The sequence below is a fragment of the Oceanobacillus sp. FSL W7-1304 genome (genome assembly GCF_037969805.1).
In the GTDB taxonomy this organism is placed as follows: domain Bacteria; phylum Bacillota; class Bacilli; order Bacillales; family Amphibacillaceae; genus Oceanobacillus; species Oceanobacillus profundus.
Window position 1 is genome coordinate 1,440,651 of record NZ_CP150211.1, and the last position, 16,858, is coordinate 1,457,508.

Consider the following 16,858-nt stretch of genomic DNA (forward strand, 5'->3'; position numbering starts at 1 on the left):
AAAAAAATACAGTCGGTCCCACATTCAGGAACCAACTGCTTGCCCTAACTTTACTTTGTTATAATTTTTTCCAGTCGGAAACTTTCACTCAAATACTCCTGTAAAGATAATATCTCTTTTTCATGTAAAGCTTGATTTAACCCGCCTGCAAATACATTTAACGTTTCAAGACTCGTAAAATACGGAACTTGAAAGCGTACCGATAATTCACGAATTAAAAAGCCAATTTTCTCTTTTTCCCTTCCTTGATTCGGGATGTTCAGTACAATATGTGGTGGATTATCTTGCCAATGATTTAGAATATCTTTTTTGCTTTTGACAATTCTTTTTGTTACCATTCCATTTTCTTCAATAACCTTAGCCGTGCCTTCTGTTGCCGTAATAATAGCACCACGATCAGAGAATTCACGAATGATGGGAAGACTCTCTTGTTTTAACCGATCTGAGATCGAGACAAATAATTGGAGCGGCTTTGTTAGTTCTTCTAGGTGATGTGTACGTATCATTGTCTTTTTTAATGCTTCTTTTTTATCATATCCTATTCCGATAATTTCTCCTGTTGACTTCATTTCTGGTCCAAGCACATGGTCTACACCCTTTAGCTTACTTGCAGAAAATACAGGAGCTTTGATCGTATAATATTCTGGTTCCTTCATTAAATTAACTTCATCTGTAATTTCCGTTAGAGGTATACCCAGTTGCGATCTTACTGCCCATTCAACCATTGGGACACCAGTTACTTTACTCATGATTGGAACCGTTCTGGACGATCGTGGATTAACTTCCAATACATAAATCGTATCCTGATGAATTACAAATTGAATATTCATCATTCCGATAACCGGTAAATTACTACTAATCTTTTGGACAATTTCCACGATAGCTTCCTTCGTCTTATCGCTTAAGGTGACAGGCGGAAATACACCTATGCTATCACCAGAGTGAATACCTGCCTTCTCAATATGCTCCACAATTCCTGGTATCACAACCTCTTTGCCATCACTTACAACATCAACTTCACATTCTAAGCCAGGTAAGTATTGATCAATTAACAACGGCCAGCAACGATCATTCGTATCCTGTTGAATTCTTGAGGTATATTGATACAATTCTTTCTCGCTATAGCAAATAAACATTGACTGACCGCCAATAACGTAGGAAGGTCGAATCAGCACTGGAAATCCTAGTTCATGAACTAGGGATGGAAGTTCATCCAATTCATGTACAATTCGTCCTGCAATATGGGGTATTCTTAATTCATTCAAAAAGTTATAAAATTGTTCCCTGTCTTCCATCTGGTCAATATGTTCTGGTAATGTTCCAAGTATATGGACACCCTCATCTTTCAAATCATTTGCCAGATTAATAGCTGTTTGACCACCAAACTGAATAAGCACCCCTGCTACTTGCTCTTTTTCAATGACAGCAAGCACATCTTCCAATGCTAACGGGTCAAAATATAAACGGTCTGCCACAGAGTAATCTGTACTCACTGTTTCTGGATTATTGTTCATTACAACTGCTTCATAGCCGATTTTCTTTAATGCTAACGTAGCATGAACGGAACAATAATCAAATTCAACACCTTGCCCAATTCGGATTGGGCCAGAACCTAGAACAAGTATTTTCTTTTTGTTAGCAGTTGTCAGGACCTCATCATGACCATGCCAAGTGGAGTAGTAGTATGGAGTAACTGCATCAAACTCCCCTGCACACGTGTCCACTAATTTATAAACAGGCTGCATACCATTCACTTTATATTTTTCCCTTAATTCCTTCGGGGTTGTGCCGAGTAATTCCGCAATTCGATGATCACTCATATTCAATTGCTTTGCTTTTTTTAGCACATCTACTGGAATCGTTGCTAATTGATATGCTACTAACACTTGCTCATAATCAATGATTCGCTTTATCTTTTGCAGGAACCAATAATCAATTTTCGTTAATTCCATAATTGTTTCGGTTGAAATCTTTCGTTTAAATGCTTCCGCGATAGCAAATAGCCGAAGGTCATTAGGAATCTCAATCAGGTCTAGAAGTTCTTGTATATTTTTCTGATCCATACCAGGAAAATGTAAACTATATAAGTTCAATTCCAGTGACCGAATTGCTTTATGAAGTGCCCCTTCAAACGAACGATCAATTGCCATTACCTCACCTGTAGCCTTCATTTGTGTACCGAGTGTTCGATCCGCCTCCGTAAACTTATCAAATGGAAAGCGGGGAAGCTTTACAACAATGTAATCTAATGCGGGTTCGAAAGAGGCATATGTACTTCCTGTTATCGGGTTTAAAATTTCATCAAGTGTATAGCCAATCGCACATTTAGCAGCAATCCGAGCAATGGGATAACCAGTGGCCTTCGAGGCTAATGCAGAAGATCTGCTAACCCTTGGATTAACCTCAATAATGATATATTCATTAGATGTTGGATGGAGTGCGAATTGTATATTGCACCCTCCGACAACATCAAGTGCCCGGATAACCTTTAATGATGCAGTACGAAGCATTTGATATTGCACATCTGAGAGCGTCTGAGAAGGTGCTACCACAATCGAATCTCCCGTATGAACACCAACTGGATCAAAATTTTCCATATTACATACGATAACACAGGTGTCATTTTCATCGCGCATTACTTCGTACTCTATTTCTTTCCATCCTTTAATGCTTTTTTCAACAAGCACTTGATGGATCGGGCTTAATGCAAGGCCTTGTTTCAGCAAACTCACAAACTCTCCCTTATGATAGGCGAATCCTCCGCCTTCACCACCAAGTGTATAGGCAGGACGTAAAATAACCGGAAATCCAATTTCCTCGATAAAACTTAGACCTTCCTCAACCGATTGAATGATTTTTGAGTCTGCAATCGGCTCCTGTATATCAATCATTAACCTGCGAAATAATTCCCGATCTTCTCCGTTCTTAATGGAAGAAACCGAAGTGCCTAATAGCTCCACATGATAGTTATCAAGAATTCCCTTATCAGACAATTCAACCGTTAAATTCAAACCCGTTTGCCCACCAAGACTACCAATTAAACCATCTGGCTGTTCTTTTGCAATAATTTTCTCCAATGTACCTACATCGAGTGGTTCTAAATAGACACGATCTGCAACCCCGTCGTCTGTCATAATCGTTGCAGGATTATTATTTACTAAAATAACTTCAATTCCTTCTTCTTTTAAAGCTAAACATGCTTGTGTGCCTGCGTAATCAAACTCGGCCGCCTGACCGATCACAATGGGACCAGATCCTATCACCATTACTTTGTTTATTGCTTTACGCTTCGGCATAAATAATTGCCCCCTTCTGTCTATTAGCTGCTGCTTGTTGAATAAATTCCAGAAAAATATAAGCTGTGTCACTTGGTCCAGGGTGAGCCTCCGGATGAAACTGTACAGATTGAACCGGAAGTTGCCGATGTTTTATCCCTTCCAGCGAATGATCATTCACATTCTGAAACCAGATATCAAAGTTTTGCTTGGAAAGACTATCCTTCTCTACGACATAGCCATGATTTTGCGACGTCATCCACACTTTCCCTGTTTGCATATCTTTAACTGGATGATTCCCTCCACGATGACCGTATTGCATCTTCTTTGTTTTTCCACCATAGGCTAATGCTAGAAGCTGATGTCCTAGACAGATTCCAAGGGTTGGGAAGTTTTTAGTTATACGCTTTATGTCCGGAAAATATCGCGCCAATGCTAGCGGATCTCCAGGTCCATTACTAAGTAAAACCCCATCTGGCTCGAATTCCTTTATTTTTTCAAATGGTGTATCAAAGGGAACGATTGTCACTTTACAGCCTAGAGCAAGCAATTGATCGAGAATTGATTTCTTATAGCCATAATCCACCAACACAATGTGATGCTGTCCACTTCCATAAGAAATCGGTTTCTTAACAGAAACTTGTTCTATAACCGCTAGCCAATCTGGCGCTTCCCAGTTCATTTCATGTGCATTCTTTTGCTTTTCCGAAATGATTTTTCCGTTGACCGTTTTATTTTTTCGTATGACGCCAACCAATGCGCGGGTATCCACATTCATTAACCCAGGAATACTGGCAGCCTTTAATCTCTCGGAAAAAGAAGTCATTGCTTGATAATGACTTGGTTCTTCACACATGTCACTAACAATAACAGCAGAAACGGCCAATCCTTGACTCTCATCATCATAAGCATTCATGCCATAATTCCCTATCATTGGATAACAGAAGGTGAGCAGTTGTCCTGCATAGGAAGGGTCTGTCATCATTTCCTGATATCCGGTCATACTCGTATTAAAAACAACCTCTCCACTAACCTCCTGTTCAGTGCCTATCCAGTCTCCAACAAATTCTTCACCAGTTTCCAGAATGAGATAGCCCTTTGTCATACTGTAGTTCCCTTCATCTCTACTAGTACCTCTTTAAATACTTCGATAAATTGGGTCAATTCTGCTTTTGTCGTTGTTAATGGAGGTAAAATACGCAATACGTGCGAACCAGCAGATAAAACGAGAATTCCCTTTTCACGGAATGCTTTAATAAAAAAGTTAGCCTCTTCCTTTAATTCAACACCAATTAAAAATCCAATTCCTTTCACACTAACCATTACTTCTTCTTTCGCTTGCAATGCTTCCAACTGTTCTTGCAGCCAGCTGCTATTCACTTTAACCTGTTCTAAAATATTTTGTTTAAGTATCGTTTCTATTGTTGCAATACCAGCAGTTGCTGCTAATGGATTCCCCCCAAATGTGCTACCATGTGTCCCTGGACTAAATGTACTAGCACATTCTTTTTTCGCTAACATCGCTCCAATTGGGAAACCAGATCCAAGTCCTTTAGCTGATGTCATGACGTCTGGTTCAATCCCAAACTGCTCATAAGCAAATAACGTTCCTGTACGACCTGCGCCAGTTTGCACCTCATCCACCATTAATAAAATGTCGGCTTCCTTACAACGTGCAGATAGCTTTTCAATCCAGACTTGTTCTACTGCATTTATACCGCCTTCTCCTTGAATAAGCTCAAGTAAAACAGCTGCAGTTGTTCCATTATTCACGGATTCAAGTGCTTTATCCTCGTTTAGCGTTAAATATCTGAATCCTGGTGTTAAGGGAGTAAATCCTTGATGGATTTTTTCCTGTGCAGTTGCCGCCATCGTCGACCCAGTACGACCGTGAAACGATTGATGGAATGTGACAATTTCCGTACGCTCGGTGTAACCTTTATCCTTTGCGTATTTTTTAGCAAATTTAATAGCTGCCTCGTTTGCTTCTGCTCCACTATTGCAAAAAAACACACGATCAAAGCAGCTGTTTTCTGTTAACAACGCTGCAAGCTCATTTTGCGTTGGAATTTCATATAAGTTCGAGCAGTGCCATAGATTATCAAGCTGATTACTTAACTTTTGATGAACGGAATCCGGAACATGCCCTAAATTACACGTCGCAATGCCAGAAGTATAATCTAAATATTTATTTCCATCTTGATCCCAGACATAACTTCCCTTCCCCTTTGCAATTGATAGTGGAAAGCGTTGATATGTATGCATTACAGAATGGTTTGTTTGTTGAATCATAGCTTCAGACATGTTGCTCTTCCTCCTTTTTCATGACTACTTTCGTTCCTGCTTGTTTTCCTTCGATATACTTTTTGATATCTTCTGGTGCTAAGCCATTTAAAATAACTGACTCCTTGATTCCTCCAGATAAACCCTTTAAGGCAGAGAGAACTTTAGGAATCATCCCACCATAAATAACTCCCGAAGCAATTTTTTCTTCAATCTCGACTTTCGTTAATTGCCCATGTACGATCTCTTTTCCAGATATGTTCTCCATTACTCCCGGAATATCACTGATTAACGCTAGCTTTGCTTTTAATGCTTCGGCAACGGCTGCTGCTGCCATATCCCCATTAATATTTAAACGCTCACCAGCTGCATCGATACTAATCGGTGAAATAACTGGAATCGCTCCATGCTCCATGATTGTTTCAAGCCACGACACATTTACTTCTTTTACCTGACCGACTAAGCCGAACTTACCTGCCGCATCAATAGGCTCCGCCTGCAGAAGCTTACAATCGACACCGCTCATACCAATTGCTGTACCACCTTGTTTTTGCAAATTAGCTACGATTTTCTTATTAATCGAACCACTCATTACCATCTCAGCAACATCCAATACTTCCTTCGTCGTTACACGTAAACCATCCACAAATTTACTCTCAACATGAAGTTCTTTTAATGCTTGATTAATTTCTGGACCACCACCATGAACAATAACCGGCTCACATATGTTCTGTTTCTTTAAAGCTACAACCGTTTCATAAAAGGAGTCCGGAAGCTTTGCTAATACACTGCCACCCATTTTCAAAACAAGAATATTCATTACTACACCTCACGTTCGATAAGAAGCATTTATTTTGACGTAGTCATACGTTAAATCACAGCCCCATGCTGTTGCTTCATGTGGACCATTTTGCAAGTCAATTTTTAAAACGACCGTTTCATTACCAAGATAGAGTTCTCCTTCTGCTTCATCAAAATCTATTGGGAGCCCGTTCCTTACTACCTCGATATCACCTAAGGAGACACATACCTTTTGCGGGTCGAGTGGCTGTTCACTGTAGCCAATCGCACAAACAATTCGCCCCCAATTCGGGTCTGCCCCATAAACGGCTGCTTTTACAAGATTAGAAGAAATAATTGCTTTTGCTACCTGACCGGCTGCTGTTGCCGTTGAAGCTCCACTGACTTGAACTTCAATGAGCTTCGTTGCACCCTCTCCGTCTCGAGCAATCATCTTTGCGAGCTCTTTACTGACAAATTGCAGCGCCTGTTTAAATAATTGCCACTCTGGGTGCAGGTCATTCAGTAGATTGTTATTTTGCTTGCCATTCGCGAGCACTAATACCATATCATTGGTACTGCAATCTCCGTCGACTGTAATCATGTTAAATGACTGATCCGTCACTTCACGCAGTGCCTCTTGTAAACTAGCAGCTTCCACAGCAGCATCTGTCGTAATAAATGAAAGCATCGTCGCCATGTTCGGATGGATCATTCCTGATCCCTTTGCCGCTCCACCAATCGTTATTTTTTGACCATCTATTTCCAATTGAACGGCAATATGTTTTGTTACGGTATCCGTGGTTAAAATTGCTTGTTCGAACTTCTCCGGGCTATGCTGATTATCCATCAATTCAATGCCAGCTTTCATTTTTTCCATTGGCAGTGGTACGCCTATAACTCCAGTTGATGCTACAGCAACATGACGGGTCGCAACTCCCATTTTTTCTGCTGTTTTACGCTGTGTTTCCAGTGCATCCTTATATCCCTGCTCTCCCGTGCAAGCATTAGCATTTGCCGAATTAACAACTATCGTTTGAATAAGCTGCTCTTTTTCAATGCTTTCTTTCGTCACCTTTAATGGAGCTGCCTGGAAGGAGTTTAAGGTATACACACCAGCAGCTGCAGCTGGATTATCTGAATGAATCCATCCGAAATCCAGCTTTGTTTTGCGAAGGCCACAATGTACACCACCTGCTGTAAACCCTTTTGGACTTGTAACATGCCCGTTTTTTAATACGTGCAGCTTGCTTTCTATTGTAATTGTCATATTTTCCGCCTCCTATGGATAAACAGGTATTGTGTGTAATCCCATTGTCTCTTCCCAGCCATTCATCAAATTCGCATTTTGGATTGCTTGCCCTGCAGCTCCCTTAACCAAATTATCAATTGCTGCAGCGATAATAATTTGATTACTGCGCTCATCCACATGAATTCCAATATCGCAAAAATTACTTGCATACACATCCTTTGTCGCAGGAAAAACTCCCGCTTCTCGTATTCTTACAAATGGATTGTTTTCGTAATAAGATTGATAGATTTCAAGCAATTCTTCTGTTGTTGTCTCCTTCACCAATTGCCCATACATGGTACAAATTAAGCCTCTTGTCATAGGAATAAGATGTGTTGCAAAAGCTACGGCAATTGGCGTCTTTGCTTTATCCGATAGGTACTGTTCAATTTCCGGAATATGCTGATGCTGTCCGATTTTATACGGTGTAACATTTTCATTTGTCTCTGAAAAATGTGTTTTAGCTGTCGATGTTCTTCCTGCACCGGATATGCCGGTCTTTCCATCAATACTAATTCCTTGTGGTGATATAATCTGATGCTCCAGTGCTGGCGCTAAGCCGAGCAAAGCCGATGTTGGAAAACATCCAGGGTTAGAGATAACGCTTGCCTGTTTAATTTCTTCCGCATAAAGCTCAGATAAGCCATAAACCGCTTGGTCCAGTAATTCCTGTGGAGCAGCTTCTTTTCCGTACCAAGTTTCATATTCCGTTGGAGAACTTAAACGCAAATCACCCGAAAGATCAATACATTGTAATTTTGAATTAGATAACTGTGGCAGAATATCTTTAGCCACCCCAGCTGGTGTTGCAAAAAACACAATATCAACTTCTTCTTCGAGTTTATCAATTTGCAGCTCATCCATTGGTTCTTCAATAAAATCCGTCAAATGTGGATAAATGGAAGCAAGCGAATCTCCATGCTGAGAATGGGAAATAACTTTCTTTACATGCATTTTTTCATGCAACTGCAACAGCCTGATTAACTCAATTGCTCCATAACCTGTTCCACCAATAATTGCTACTTTCTTCAATTAATTCCGCTCCTTCATATAGTTTGAATTATTCATTATTATAGTTATACCGCGATCTTTATGCAAGTATATTTATAAAAAAATATTAATAAATATACATTTATTTTTATAAATACCTTAAATCTTTTTATATTAAACGTATATAGAATGCATAAAAAAAGAGGTCCTCGTTATGAAGAACCTCTTTTTTATGGAATATATTGATCTAAAAATGAATTTAATACTGCAATATATGAATCTCGATGTTTAACAAAAGACTCCCCATGATTTGCATCATCATAAAGATGAATCTCAGCATCACTATTTGTATTTTCATATAGATCTTTCGTCATTCTTGTTGGTACAAAGGTATCACTTTTTCCATGAATATAAAGGATAGGAATCTCTGCTTTTCGCACCTGCTCCAGCGCGGAAGCTTCTTTTAATGTGTAACCAGCTCTTATATTCGTAACAAGGCTGGTCGCTGGCAATATCGGAAATGCAGGTAAGTGAAACATCCGGTCAAGCTGATAGGCAAATAAATCATTCACTGACGTATATGGACTATCGGCAACAATTGCCTTGACATTACTCGGGAGCTCTTCCCCACTAGCCATCAATACGGCAGCTGCCCCCATGGAAATGCCATGAAGGACGATTTCAGTATCCGTTCCAAGTTCTGCAATGATTCTATCAATCCAGTCAACTAAATCCATTCGATCATGCCAGCCAAAGCCAATATAGTCGCCTTCGCTTTCTCCGTGACCTCGTAAATCTGGCGTAAACATATTATAGCCAAGTTCTTCATAATAGTATTCTCCAAATAAGGACATGTCCGTTGCGAGACCAAGGTAGCCATGAGCAAATACTACTGTTTTATTGGTTGGTTTCTTTGCCTCTAAATAATAGCCTTTCAAGGACAGGTCATCATGGGATTCCATTTCCCATATTTCAAAATCCTGCTCACGCGACCAATCACGCCAATCCCCAGCAAGCAAAACATCCATCGTATCCGCAGAAACTTCCAAGTCCGCATTGCCATTTAAAAAATCTTTTACATTTCGTTCAATGGCCAGATTATAAAAGAATAAACCTGCCAGAGCATCTATAATCAACAGAATCACAATGATTCCTGTTACAATTTTCTTCCAATGTTTCTTCCACTTCACACGAACGCTCCTTTCGATTCTATCTATATACAAGTTCAAAACAAGGATGGAAATTCACTTTGTAATATATATCCTCCTTTTTGAATAGGCACTATAAGACTATTATACTAGAAAATTCTCGTAATGGAATAACCATATATTGGTACACCTTCGGTTTTGCGTCTTATAGTTTGTAAATATCCAGATTGATAATAGCCTGTTTCATGAGCTGCAACACTATGAATAGGCAAAATAACGCATAAGATATCCAACATTGGAAATCCCATGCGTTATGTTTAATGCATAAAAAGCTTAACGATATTCAACTACTTTTTCATCCGAATGATTCATCCATTCATATTGACGAATATTTAATTCAAATAGTGTAAGCGGATCGGTATATACCTCGGGATTTTTTCGCATATCATGAAGCGACTCCTCATTAGCTTTAATCTCCTGTTGGTTTTCTTCTATCGCTCTATTCAGCTCGTCAAAAGGGTTTGTGAAAAATATCGTAATATCTCGTTCCAGTGTTTTTCCAAAAAACTCGAATTGCTGCATGAACGTATTTGTAATTGATTGTGCATCTTTTGTGTAATCCTTATTTTTAATGCTTTGTTTAAACTTATTTTGCAGCGTTCCTTTATTTTGTGAAATGGCGCCGAGTAATTTTCCTGCACTTTTCATAAATAACTGCGATGAGGCAGAACCTTTAATGATATCGAACTTTTCCAATTGTACATTACGCATCGTCATGCGATCCAAATCACGGCGCCAATCATCTAACACTTTAAAATCACAGGCCAAACTTAGCTTTTCTTCCTCATATAACTGATTAAAACTCACGCTCGTTTCATTTAATAATGCCCAACAGTCACTGAATTCTCCTTCACTACTCGCAATCCATATTTGAATTTCTTCATGTAACTTAGGCAAGACTGTTTCATCAATATGTTTATTAATCCGGTTATTCATTTCATCATTTAGCTTCACATGTATATTTTCAAGATTTGTGTCTTCCTTAATTAATTCTGCGCAATCTTTCAGCAAATCAGGGATGCTTGTCATCAAATCCTGTCTTGCTTTATTCACTATCTTAGTATAATCTCTTTTAATAATCTGCGTTTTTTCCTCTTCCGTATCACGTAATTGATTAACTGCACCATCTAGCTTCGTGATCATCTCTTCATTCCATTTTATTGTATTTATAATGCTATTTTCCAATTCTAGTCGTTTTTTAGGCAGCAATTTAATCAATTGCTTACTATAATAAAGAATTTTACGTTCGCTTCCCTCATCCAAGCTGTAGCCATTCATAATGGATTGAATAAATGCTTCTAATTGGCTACTATGCTCTTCAAATTGCGAGAAGGAGAGGATCTTAGCATTTGGAAAATACGTATGAAGCCAGGATGTTGTTTTCTCCATCCATTCCACTGACTCCAGTTTGTTCGTGCTTTGCTCCATGTTATGCAAGAGAAAATGAATCGGCAGCTCTGGTACACGCTCCCTAATTTTGACGACCGTCTCTATTTCATTATAAGTCAAAATGGAATCGCTATTTAAAACAAACAATAGACTATCCGCTAAATAAAGATAGGGAATTACATCCTTTTTTGATTTTCTTTGATCGGCAAGTACCGGTGTATCAATTAAAGCAAGTTTATTTTTATCCAATAACGGTATTGGCATTTTACAGCGAATATGTGTCTGTTCATTCTCTGCAATCTGCATGAAATCATCTAGCTCAAGTTTTCTTTTTCCTTCTTGGTCTGTAATGACATGAATTTCTTCTTGATCGTCATGTTTAAATAAGACAGTGGAGGTGATGGAAGCTACAGTCATCTCCTTGCCAAGCAATCCATTTACAATGGATGCTTTTCCGGATGCATCGTTACCTGTAACCAGTAGGTGAAAGTTATTTGAATCAAGCAGCTCATCTATTATCGATTCTGCACGTTCTCCTATGGATAAGTCCTTACCATTCGCCCACTTCCGAATGGATTCGAAAATAAGGAATATATCACCCATACGCTTGCTATTATAAGACTGGCTTACCAAGCCTTCAGCCTCACTTACTACCGAATCCTCCATCAATAAAGGAAACAGCTCATTCCATGCTAACACAGCCGATGAAGCTGCCAGTATATCAGAACCAGTAGCTATTTTCATCCAATTGGTTAAGTGGAAAGGTATATAATCAGACAATTCCTTTATTAAATAAGTACCATTCATTAATTCCAGATACGCTTCTTTATATTGCTTCGAAAGCTCTTGCCAATTCAAGGATCGTCTTGGATTTATATCTAACAAAAGATAGTTAATTTCCTTCAGCCATTGGAAATACAAATCATTCTGTTTGTAACTGTCCCAAAGCGCTGCAACGAGACTTTCGAAACGCACTTGATTGACCAAATACAAGGTCATTAATAATTCCCGAAAATACGCTGGTGCTATTGCTGTTGTATGCCCATCTTTCACATACTCCTCCAAAACCTCAAACCAAAATAGAGACTCTGTTCGGATCGCTTCAGCTACAGCTAACTCAACTCCGCTCGCAAAGTCTTTTTGTTCCTCAAAGAATGTACGCGCCATATCGGTTACATTCGGGTAATCCGGGTTTAATTCAACTGCGTTCTTTATTGAATCAGCTGCCATTTCAAGTTTGTCACGTTGTATGTATAATGAAAATAGTTGCAAGAGCACTTCCACTTTTAAATCATCCGAATCGGTTTCAACAAGTTTATAATATTCCTCCGCAATTTCAAGAAAATCCAGTTCGAAATTTGCATCCGCAATATTTTTCTGCGCCCATGGCATTAGCTCATTATGAATATTTCCCCATTTAAAAATCGCTGTTTCGTAATCTTTATTTTGAAAATATACCTCTCCCTGAGCAAAGCGGATATAGGATAAATCGTTCACTTCCTTCTGTTGCTCAAGAATAGACAATTCTCCCAAAACCTTTATTGGATGCTCATTTTCACTGCCCTCCGTAAGTGTTTTATAATAGCACTTATTAATTAGTTGCTTCTCTAATGTCATCTTTATCCCCCGTACTATTTTTATTGAACAACCTCTTATAGAAGTACATGAATTAGATTCCGAGCACATAATACTCGGAATCTAACTATTTATTCTTATTACAGTTCATACTATATTATTCGTAATTGTTCTCAAAATTTGAGGGGTATTAGAGACTATAGACTGAAAACAATTTCAACCTTGCATGCGACAAACTTCCTGCTTCCTATCCAACTAAACATGACGCCTTTCCATCAAGTGAATCCCCACTCCCATCAGGACAACTCCCATTAAAAGTAAAATACTGATTGGAAACAATACTTGCTCTAAAGGATAACCATAAACAGCAATTCCATTTAAAATTTCCATACCGTAAGTGAGCGGATTAATTTTCGATAATGCAAGCAGAAACTCAGATTCGACAATTTCAATTGGCCAATAAGCACCACCAATCATCGCCATACTCACGGAGATAATTGGAATGATTGCGTTAAATTGCTGTGCGTTTTTCACCAATGCCGTTATGAAAATCGATAATGCAACAATTGAAAACACATACGGAATAAGAACGAGCAACGTTTCTAAAAACCTGCCATGGAAGTCAACTCCTACCCAATAGCGGAAAATGAGAAAGATAATGAGGACTTGTAAATAGCCTTCAAAAAAACTATAAATTAAATTGGCAACGTACATTTCCCATTTCTTTACTGGCGATAAGATCATTCTATCCCATAAGCCGTCTTTCTTCTCAACTAATATAGGCAGTACATTGTAGGAAATTGTATAAATGACGAAAAACAAAGTAAATCCAAATAACCTATGAAACGTATTATCATAGACAAATGCATCGGAGTTTCTGAAGCTGCTTTGATGAATTTCGAATACAGGCGAAGCCATTGTTTTTTGTAAGTTTTCTAAAACGACTTCTTTATCTGCATCAGCAGCTGCTAAAATATTTTCCTGTTGCAGCATCTCTACATACGCAGCTCTAACCGTTTGTTCTAGCATTGAACGATTAGGAGAATCCACCCCAACGATAAAGCGGTAGTCATCCTCTAAAAGAATAACACCCATCTCCGCTCTGCCATTTGAGATTTCGTCTTTTAATTCCTCCTCTGTCATCCAAGAAAATATGAATGCATCTGACTCCTCCAGCTTTTCACTAATGAATGACTGCTGCATCGCTTCATCCTCCGCATAGATTGGAACACGTATGGTTGACAGACCACTGCCGCCCAATATAAGTGCGAAGCCAATTGACATTCCGGTAAAAAGCACAAACGTCCAAGGATTTCTTAAAAACATCTTAAATTTTGCTTGCAGGATTCCAATCATACGGATGCCCCCCTTTTAGGAAAACTAATTGCAGCGATGATAATCGATGTGATTGCAAACAAAACGAGAAATAGGATATGATGACTTATTTCAGAAAGCCCATCACCTCGTAAAATCATTAAGTAGGAAGACATTCCAGCACCGTTTGGTGTTAAGTTCCCTAGTGATCGAAAAAAGGCAGACGAATCCCCAATTGGAAAGAAGCTTCCGCCTAATACCGCCATCATAGTTACAACGATACCAGCGAAGAAATTCGTGATCGCTTCTGAATTAAATCGATAGCTAATTGCCGTAAGCAATACCGCGATACCACCTACTGCAATTGCAAGAGACGCGGTTACCGTAAAAAAGGAAAGCAGGTCTGGCCACCTGACACCATAGACAACCCAAGAAAATCCGTAGACAATCAGCAAATGGATAAAACTGAATAATGTACCAGAAATTAATACACCTATAAAATATTCCCACCGCGAGATATTCCCTAAAATGATCCGATCAAATACATGGATCTTTTTTTCCATAAAGGCAATCGTTCCAATTGTTGACGCTATAAAGAGCACGTTCATCACCGTCATACCAACTGCATAATATTCCTGCGATCCGATTGGTTTTTTCTGATTCAATGTTAGAACCTCACCAGTTAACATTCCTTCCTCCAATTGAATAGCTTGTTGGTCAATTCCATTTTTTTGTAAAAACGTGCCCAATGTGAGCTGCTCTTGAAATTGTTCTACGATGTCATTTACAATCATTGGACCAATTTGATGATCATCATTTTGTGAAATTTCAAGTACCGCCTGAGATTTATTATCGAGGACCATGTATTCTAACGATTCATAGGTGAAGTTCTCTGGGACTTCTATAACAGACGTATAAGAATTATCATTCCATATATCAGTTAGTGCTGAAGGCTTCACTTCATGAATTTCAATAAACTCACTCACCTCTCCACTTCCCAAAACCGAGTCCTTTAAAATTTGTACAGGTGAGAGCTGCTCGATTCCAGCTTCGATTTCTTCAACAACTTTTGGAGGCACTCCTCTATTTTCCAAATCCCCTAGAAACCGCTGAATTTCTTCATCCTCATCTCCATGCTCCACAAATGCTATTTTCATATTAATATTCGATGCTCCCCCACTCATCATCATGCTGCCAAGCGCTGTACTTAGAATAGCAATTAAGATGATTGGCAGCCCAACCAACAGGAGGATTTGAACAGGGTTTCTCCATAATAATAACGCTTGTTTTTTAACAATTTGACTTATCATTTATCCCAGCTCCTAATCTCGCAAAGCTCTTCCAGTAAGATGTAGAAACACGTCTTCAAGTGTTGGTGTCTGTACATCGACAGAATTCAACTCAAGCTCCGCATTCTCTGCCATTCGAATAATCTTAGAAAATAGGTTGACTTCTCTTGGGACAATAATGGTTATTTCCTTTTCTCCCATAGTTACACGATTTATCGTTGGATTCTGCTTTAGTTCTTCAATAAACGCATCATTCCAACGGTCCGCTTTAATAGATATCGTCTTTTCTGCAGAGAGAATTCGCTTAATCTCATCTTTTGTCCCTGAAGCGATAAGATTTCCTTGATCCATAATGTAAATTCGATCACAGAGAAACTCTACTTCTTCCATATAATGGCTTGTATATAAAACGGTCATCTGCTTTTCTTCATTCAATCTTTTTACCGTTTCTAGAATATAGTTTCGAGACTGCGGATCAATCCCAACGGTCGGCTCATCCATAATAATTATTTCCGGATCATGCAACATCGCTACACCAATGTTCAACCTTCGTTTCATTCCGCCTGAAAATGTTTTTACAATATCTTTTCGGCGATCGGTTAGCCCGATTTGCTCAAGCACCTCATCTGTTTTATTTTTTAACTGCACACCTCTAAGGCGGTAGATCCTTCCGAAAAATTGCATATTTTCTTCTGCCGTTAAATCTTCATACAACGCGATTTCCTGCGGTACTACTCCAATTACTTTTCGGAGTGGTGCAGGATGCTTTATTATACTTTTATTATGAAAACGAACATCACCATTTGTCGGTTCAACTAAGGAAGACAACATGGAAATGGCTGTTGATTTCCCTGCACCATTCGGCCCAAGCAACCCAACAATCTCTCCCTTTTCAATAAACATATTTAAATTTTTCACAGCATCCATTTGTTTAAATTTCTTCGACAAATCCACTAATTCCAGCATGCAAATCCCTCCCATAAATTTAGTTTACGAAATTTATGGGAGGGAATATACTGTCTGAGGTCATGAAATAGGAAAATAATAAAATGACTTAAGTCACTCTTTAAATATCGGGTTCATTCGTGGTTGTGAGAAACGCGCTGTAATATGCAATTATGGATGGTACTTGCTAACTGGTAACGAGAAACTTCTAGTTTGGCCTCCTTCTCGGTCGGTTTCTTCTCGAGTTCTTTTTATATAGACCGTGATAAACATTCTCTCGGTTGATTCTGCTTGTTTTTCCGTTTTATTCGACCGAGACAGCCTTTCTCTCGGTTTGCCTTTTAATTTCGGACTTATTGTTTAGGGTAATACGAGATTTATCATTATTGCGATAAATATGATTAGTGCAATACCCATTACTGAAACACAAGGCACACGCTTGAACTATCATTTTTCAGAGTATCCGTATTACGCAGGGGGCATCGTATGTTGTTACGCATAAAAAAAGAGATCCACTTA

Annotated in this window: 11 protein-coding genes; all 11 read right to left on the reverse strand. The window is 38.9% G+C overall.

Going from position 1 to position 16,858, the window contains the following annotated elements; all coding sequences use genetic code 11:
• Nucleotides 1-50: 50 nt before the first annotated feature.
• The 11 genes from carB to NYE61_RS07220 all read right to left on the reverse strand — a co-directional run bounded on the left by carB (nucleotide 51) and on the right by NYE61_RS07220 (nucleotide 16,360).
• Nucleotides 51-3,296 carry a carbamoyl-phosphate synthase (glutamine-hydrolyzing) large subunit gene (carB, locus tag NYE61_RS07170; protein WP_251660599.1) on the reverse strand — a complete coding sequence of 1,082 codons (3,246 nt, stop codon included), beginning with the start codon at nucleotides 3,294-3,296 and terminating at the stop codon, nucleotides 51-53.
• Nucleotides 3,283-4,380, reverse strand: a complete 1,098-nt coding sequence (locus NYE61_RS07175; protein ID WP_095309830.1) for a carbamoyl phosphate synthase small subunit — start codon at nucleotides 4,378-4,380, stop codon at nucleotides 3,283-3,285. The genes carB and NYE61_RS07175 overlap by 14 nt, the downstream gene beginning before the upstream one ends.
• Entirely contained in the window at nucleotides 4,377-5,579 is a 1,203-nt protein-coding gene (locus NYE61_RS07180; RefSeq protein WP_095309832.1) for an acetylornithine transaminase, read from the reverse strand. The genes NYE61_RS07175 and NYE61_RS07180 overlap by 4 nt, the downstream gene beginning before the upstream one ends.
• The gene (argB, locus tag NYE61_RS07185; protein WP_095309834.1) at nucleotides 5,572-6,378 is read right to left on the reverse strand and encodes an acetylglutamate kinase; all 807 of its coding nucleotides are present in this window, start codon (nucleotides 6,376-6,378) and stop codon (nucleotides 5,572-5,574) included. Before argB ends, NYE61_RS07180 begins: the two co-directional genes overlap by 8 nt.
• A gap of 9 nt (nucleotides 6,379-6,387) precedes the next feature.
• Nucleotides 6,388-7,608, reverse strand: a complete 1,221-nt coding sequence (argJ, locus tag NYE61_RS07190; protein ID WP_303448574.1) for a bifunctional glutamate N-acetyltransferase/amino-acid acetyltransferase ArgJ — start codon at nucleotides 7,606-7,608, stop codon at nucleotides 6,388-6,390.
• Between the two features lie 12 nt (nucleotides 7,609-7,620).
• Nucleotides 7,621-8,661 (reverse strand): N-acetyl-gamma-glutamyl-phosphate reductase, encoded by a 1,041-nt coding sequence (argC, locus tag NYE61_RS07195; RefSeq protein WP_303448576.1) that lies wholly within the window; start codon nucleotides 8,659-8,661, stop codon nucleotides 7,621-7,623.
• Nucleotides 8,662-8,849: 188 nt separating this feature from the next.
• Nucleotides 8,850-9,809: an alpha/beta hydrolase gene (locus tag NYE61_RS07200; RefSeq protein WP_095309839.1), complete on the reverse strand. Its 960-nt coding sequence runs from the start codon at nucleotides 9,807-9,809 to the stop codon at nucleotides 8,850-8,852.
• A 291-nt stretch (nucleotides 9,810-10,100) separates the two neighbouring features.
• Entirely contained in the window at nucleotides 10,101-12,833 is a 2,733-nt protein-coding gene (locus NYE61_RS07205; protein ID WP_303448580.1) for a GTP-binding protein, read from the reverse strand.
• Nucleotides 12,834-13,046: 213 nt separating this feature from the next.
• Nucleotides 13,047-14,147: an ABC transporter permease gene (locus tag NYE61_RS07210; RefSeq protein ID WP_303448582.1), complete on the reverse strand. Its 1,101-nt coding sequence runs from the start codon at nucleotides 14,145-14,147 to the stop codon at nucleotides 13,047-13,049.
• Nucleotides 14,144-15,415: an ABC transporter permease gene (locus tag NYE61_RS07215; RefSeq protein WP_303448584.1), complete on the reverse strand. Its 1,272-nt coding sequence runs from the start codon at nucleotides 15,413-15,415 to the stop codon at nucleotides 14,144-14,146. Before NYE61_RS07215 ends, NYE61_RS07210 begins: the two co-directional genes overlap by 4 nt.
• A gap of 12 nt (nucleotides 15,416-15,427) precedes the next feature.
• On the reverse strand, nucleotides 15,428-16,360 hold the full coding sequence (locus NYE61_RS07220; protein WP_303448586.1) for an ABC transporter ATP-binding protein: 933 nt from the start codon (nucleotides 16,358-16,360) through the stop codon (nucleotides 15,428-15,430).
• Between the last annotated feature and the right edge of the window lie 498 nt (nucleotides 16,361-16,858).

Bases quoted from the DNA above. Each gene is read 5' to 3' on its own strand.
- carB (WP_251660599.1), bottom strand. From the start codon at position 3,296: ATGCCGAAGCGTAAAGCAATAAACAAAGTAATGGTGATAGGATCTGGT.
- NYE61_RS07175 (WP_095309830.1), bottom strand. From the start codon at position 4,380: ATGACAAAGGGCTATCTCATTCTGGAAACTGGTGAAGAATTTGTTGGA.
- NYE61_RS07180 (WP_095309832.1), bottom strand. From the start codon at position 5,579: ATGTCTGAAGCTATGATTCAACAAACAAACCATTCTGTAATGCATACA.
- argB (WP_095309834.1), bottom strand. From the start codon at position 6,378: ATGAATATTCTTGTTTTGAAAATGGGTGGCAGTGTATTAGCAAAGCTT.
- argJ (WP_303448574.1), bottom strand. From the start codon at position 7,608: ATGACAATTACAATAGAAAGCAAGCTGCACGTATTAAAAAACGGGCAT.
- NYE61_RS07205 (WP_303448580.1), bottom strand. From the start codon at position 12,833: ATGACATTAGAGAAGCAACTAATTAATAAGTGCTATTATAAAACACTT.
- NYE61_RS07210 (WP_303448582.1), bottom strand. From the start codon at position 14,147: ATGATTGGAATCCTGCAAGCAAAATTTAAGATGTTTTTAAGAAATCCT.
- NYE61_RS07215 (WP_303448584.1), bottom strand. From the start codon at position 15,415: ATGATAAGTCAAATTGTTAAAAAACAAGCGTTATTATTATGGAGAAAC.
- NYE61_RS07220 (WP_303448586.1), bottom strand. From the start codon at position 16,360: ATGCTGGAATTAGTGGATTTGTCGAAGAAATTTAAACAAATGGATGCT.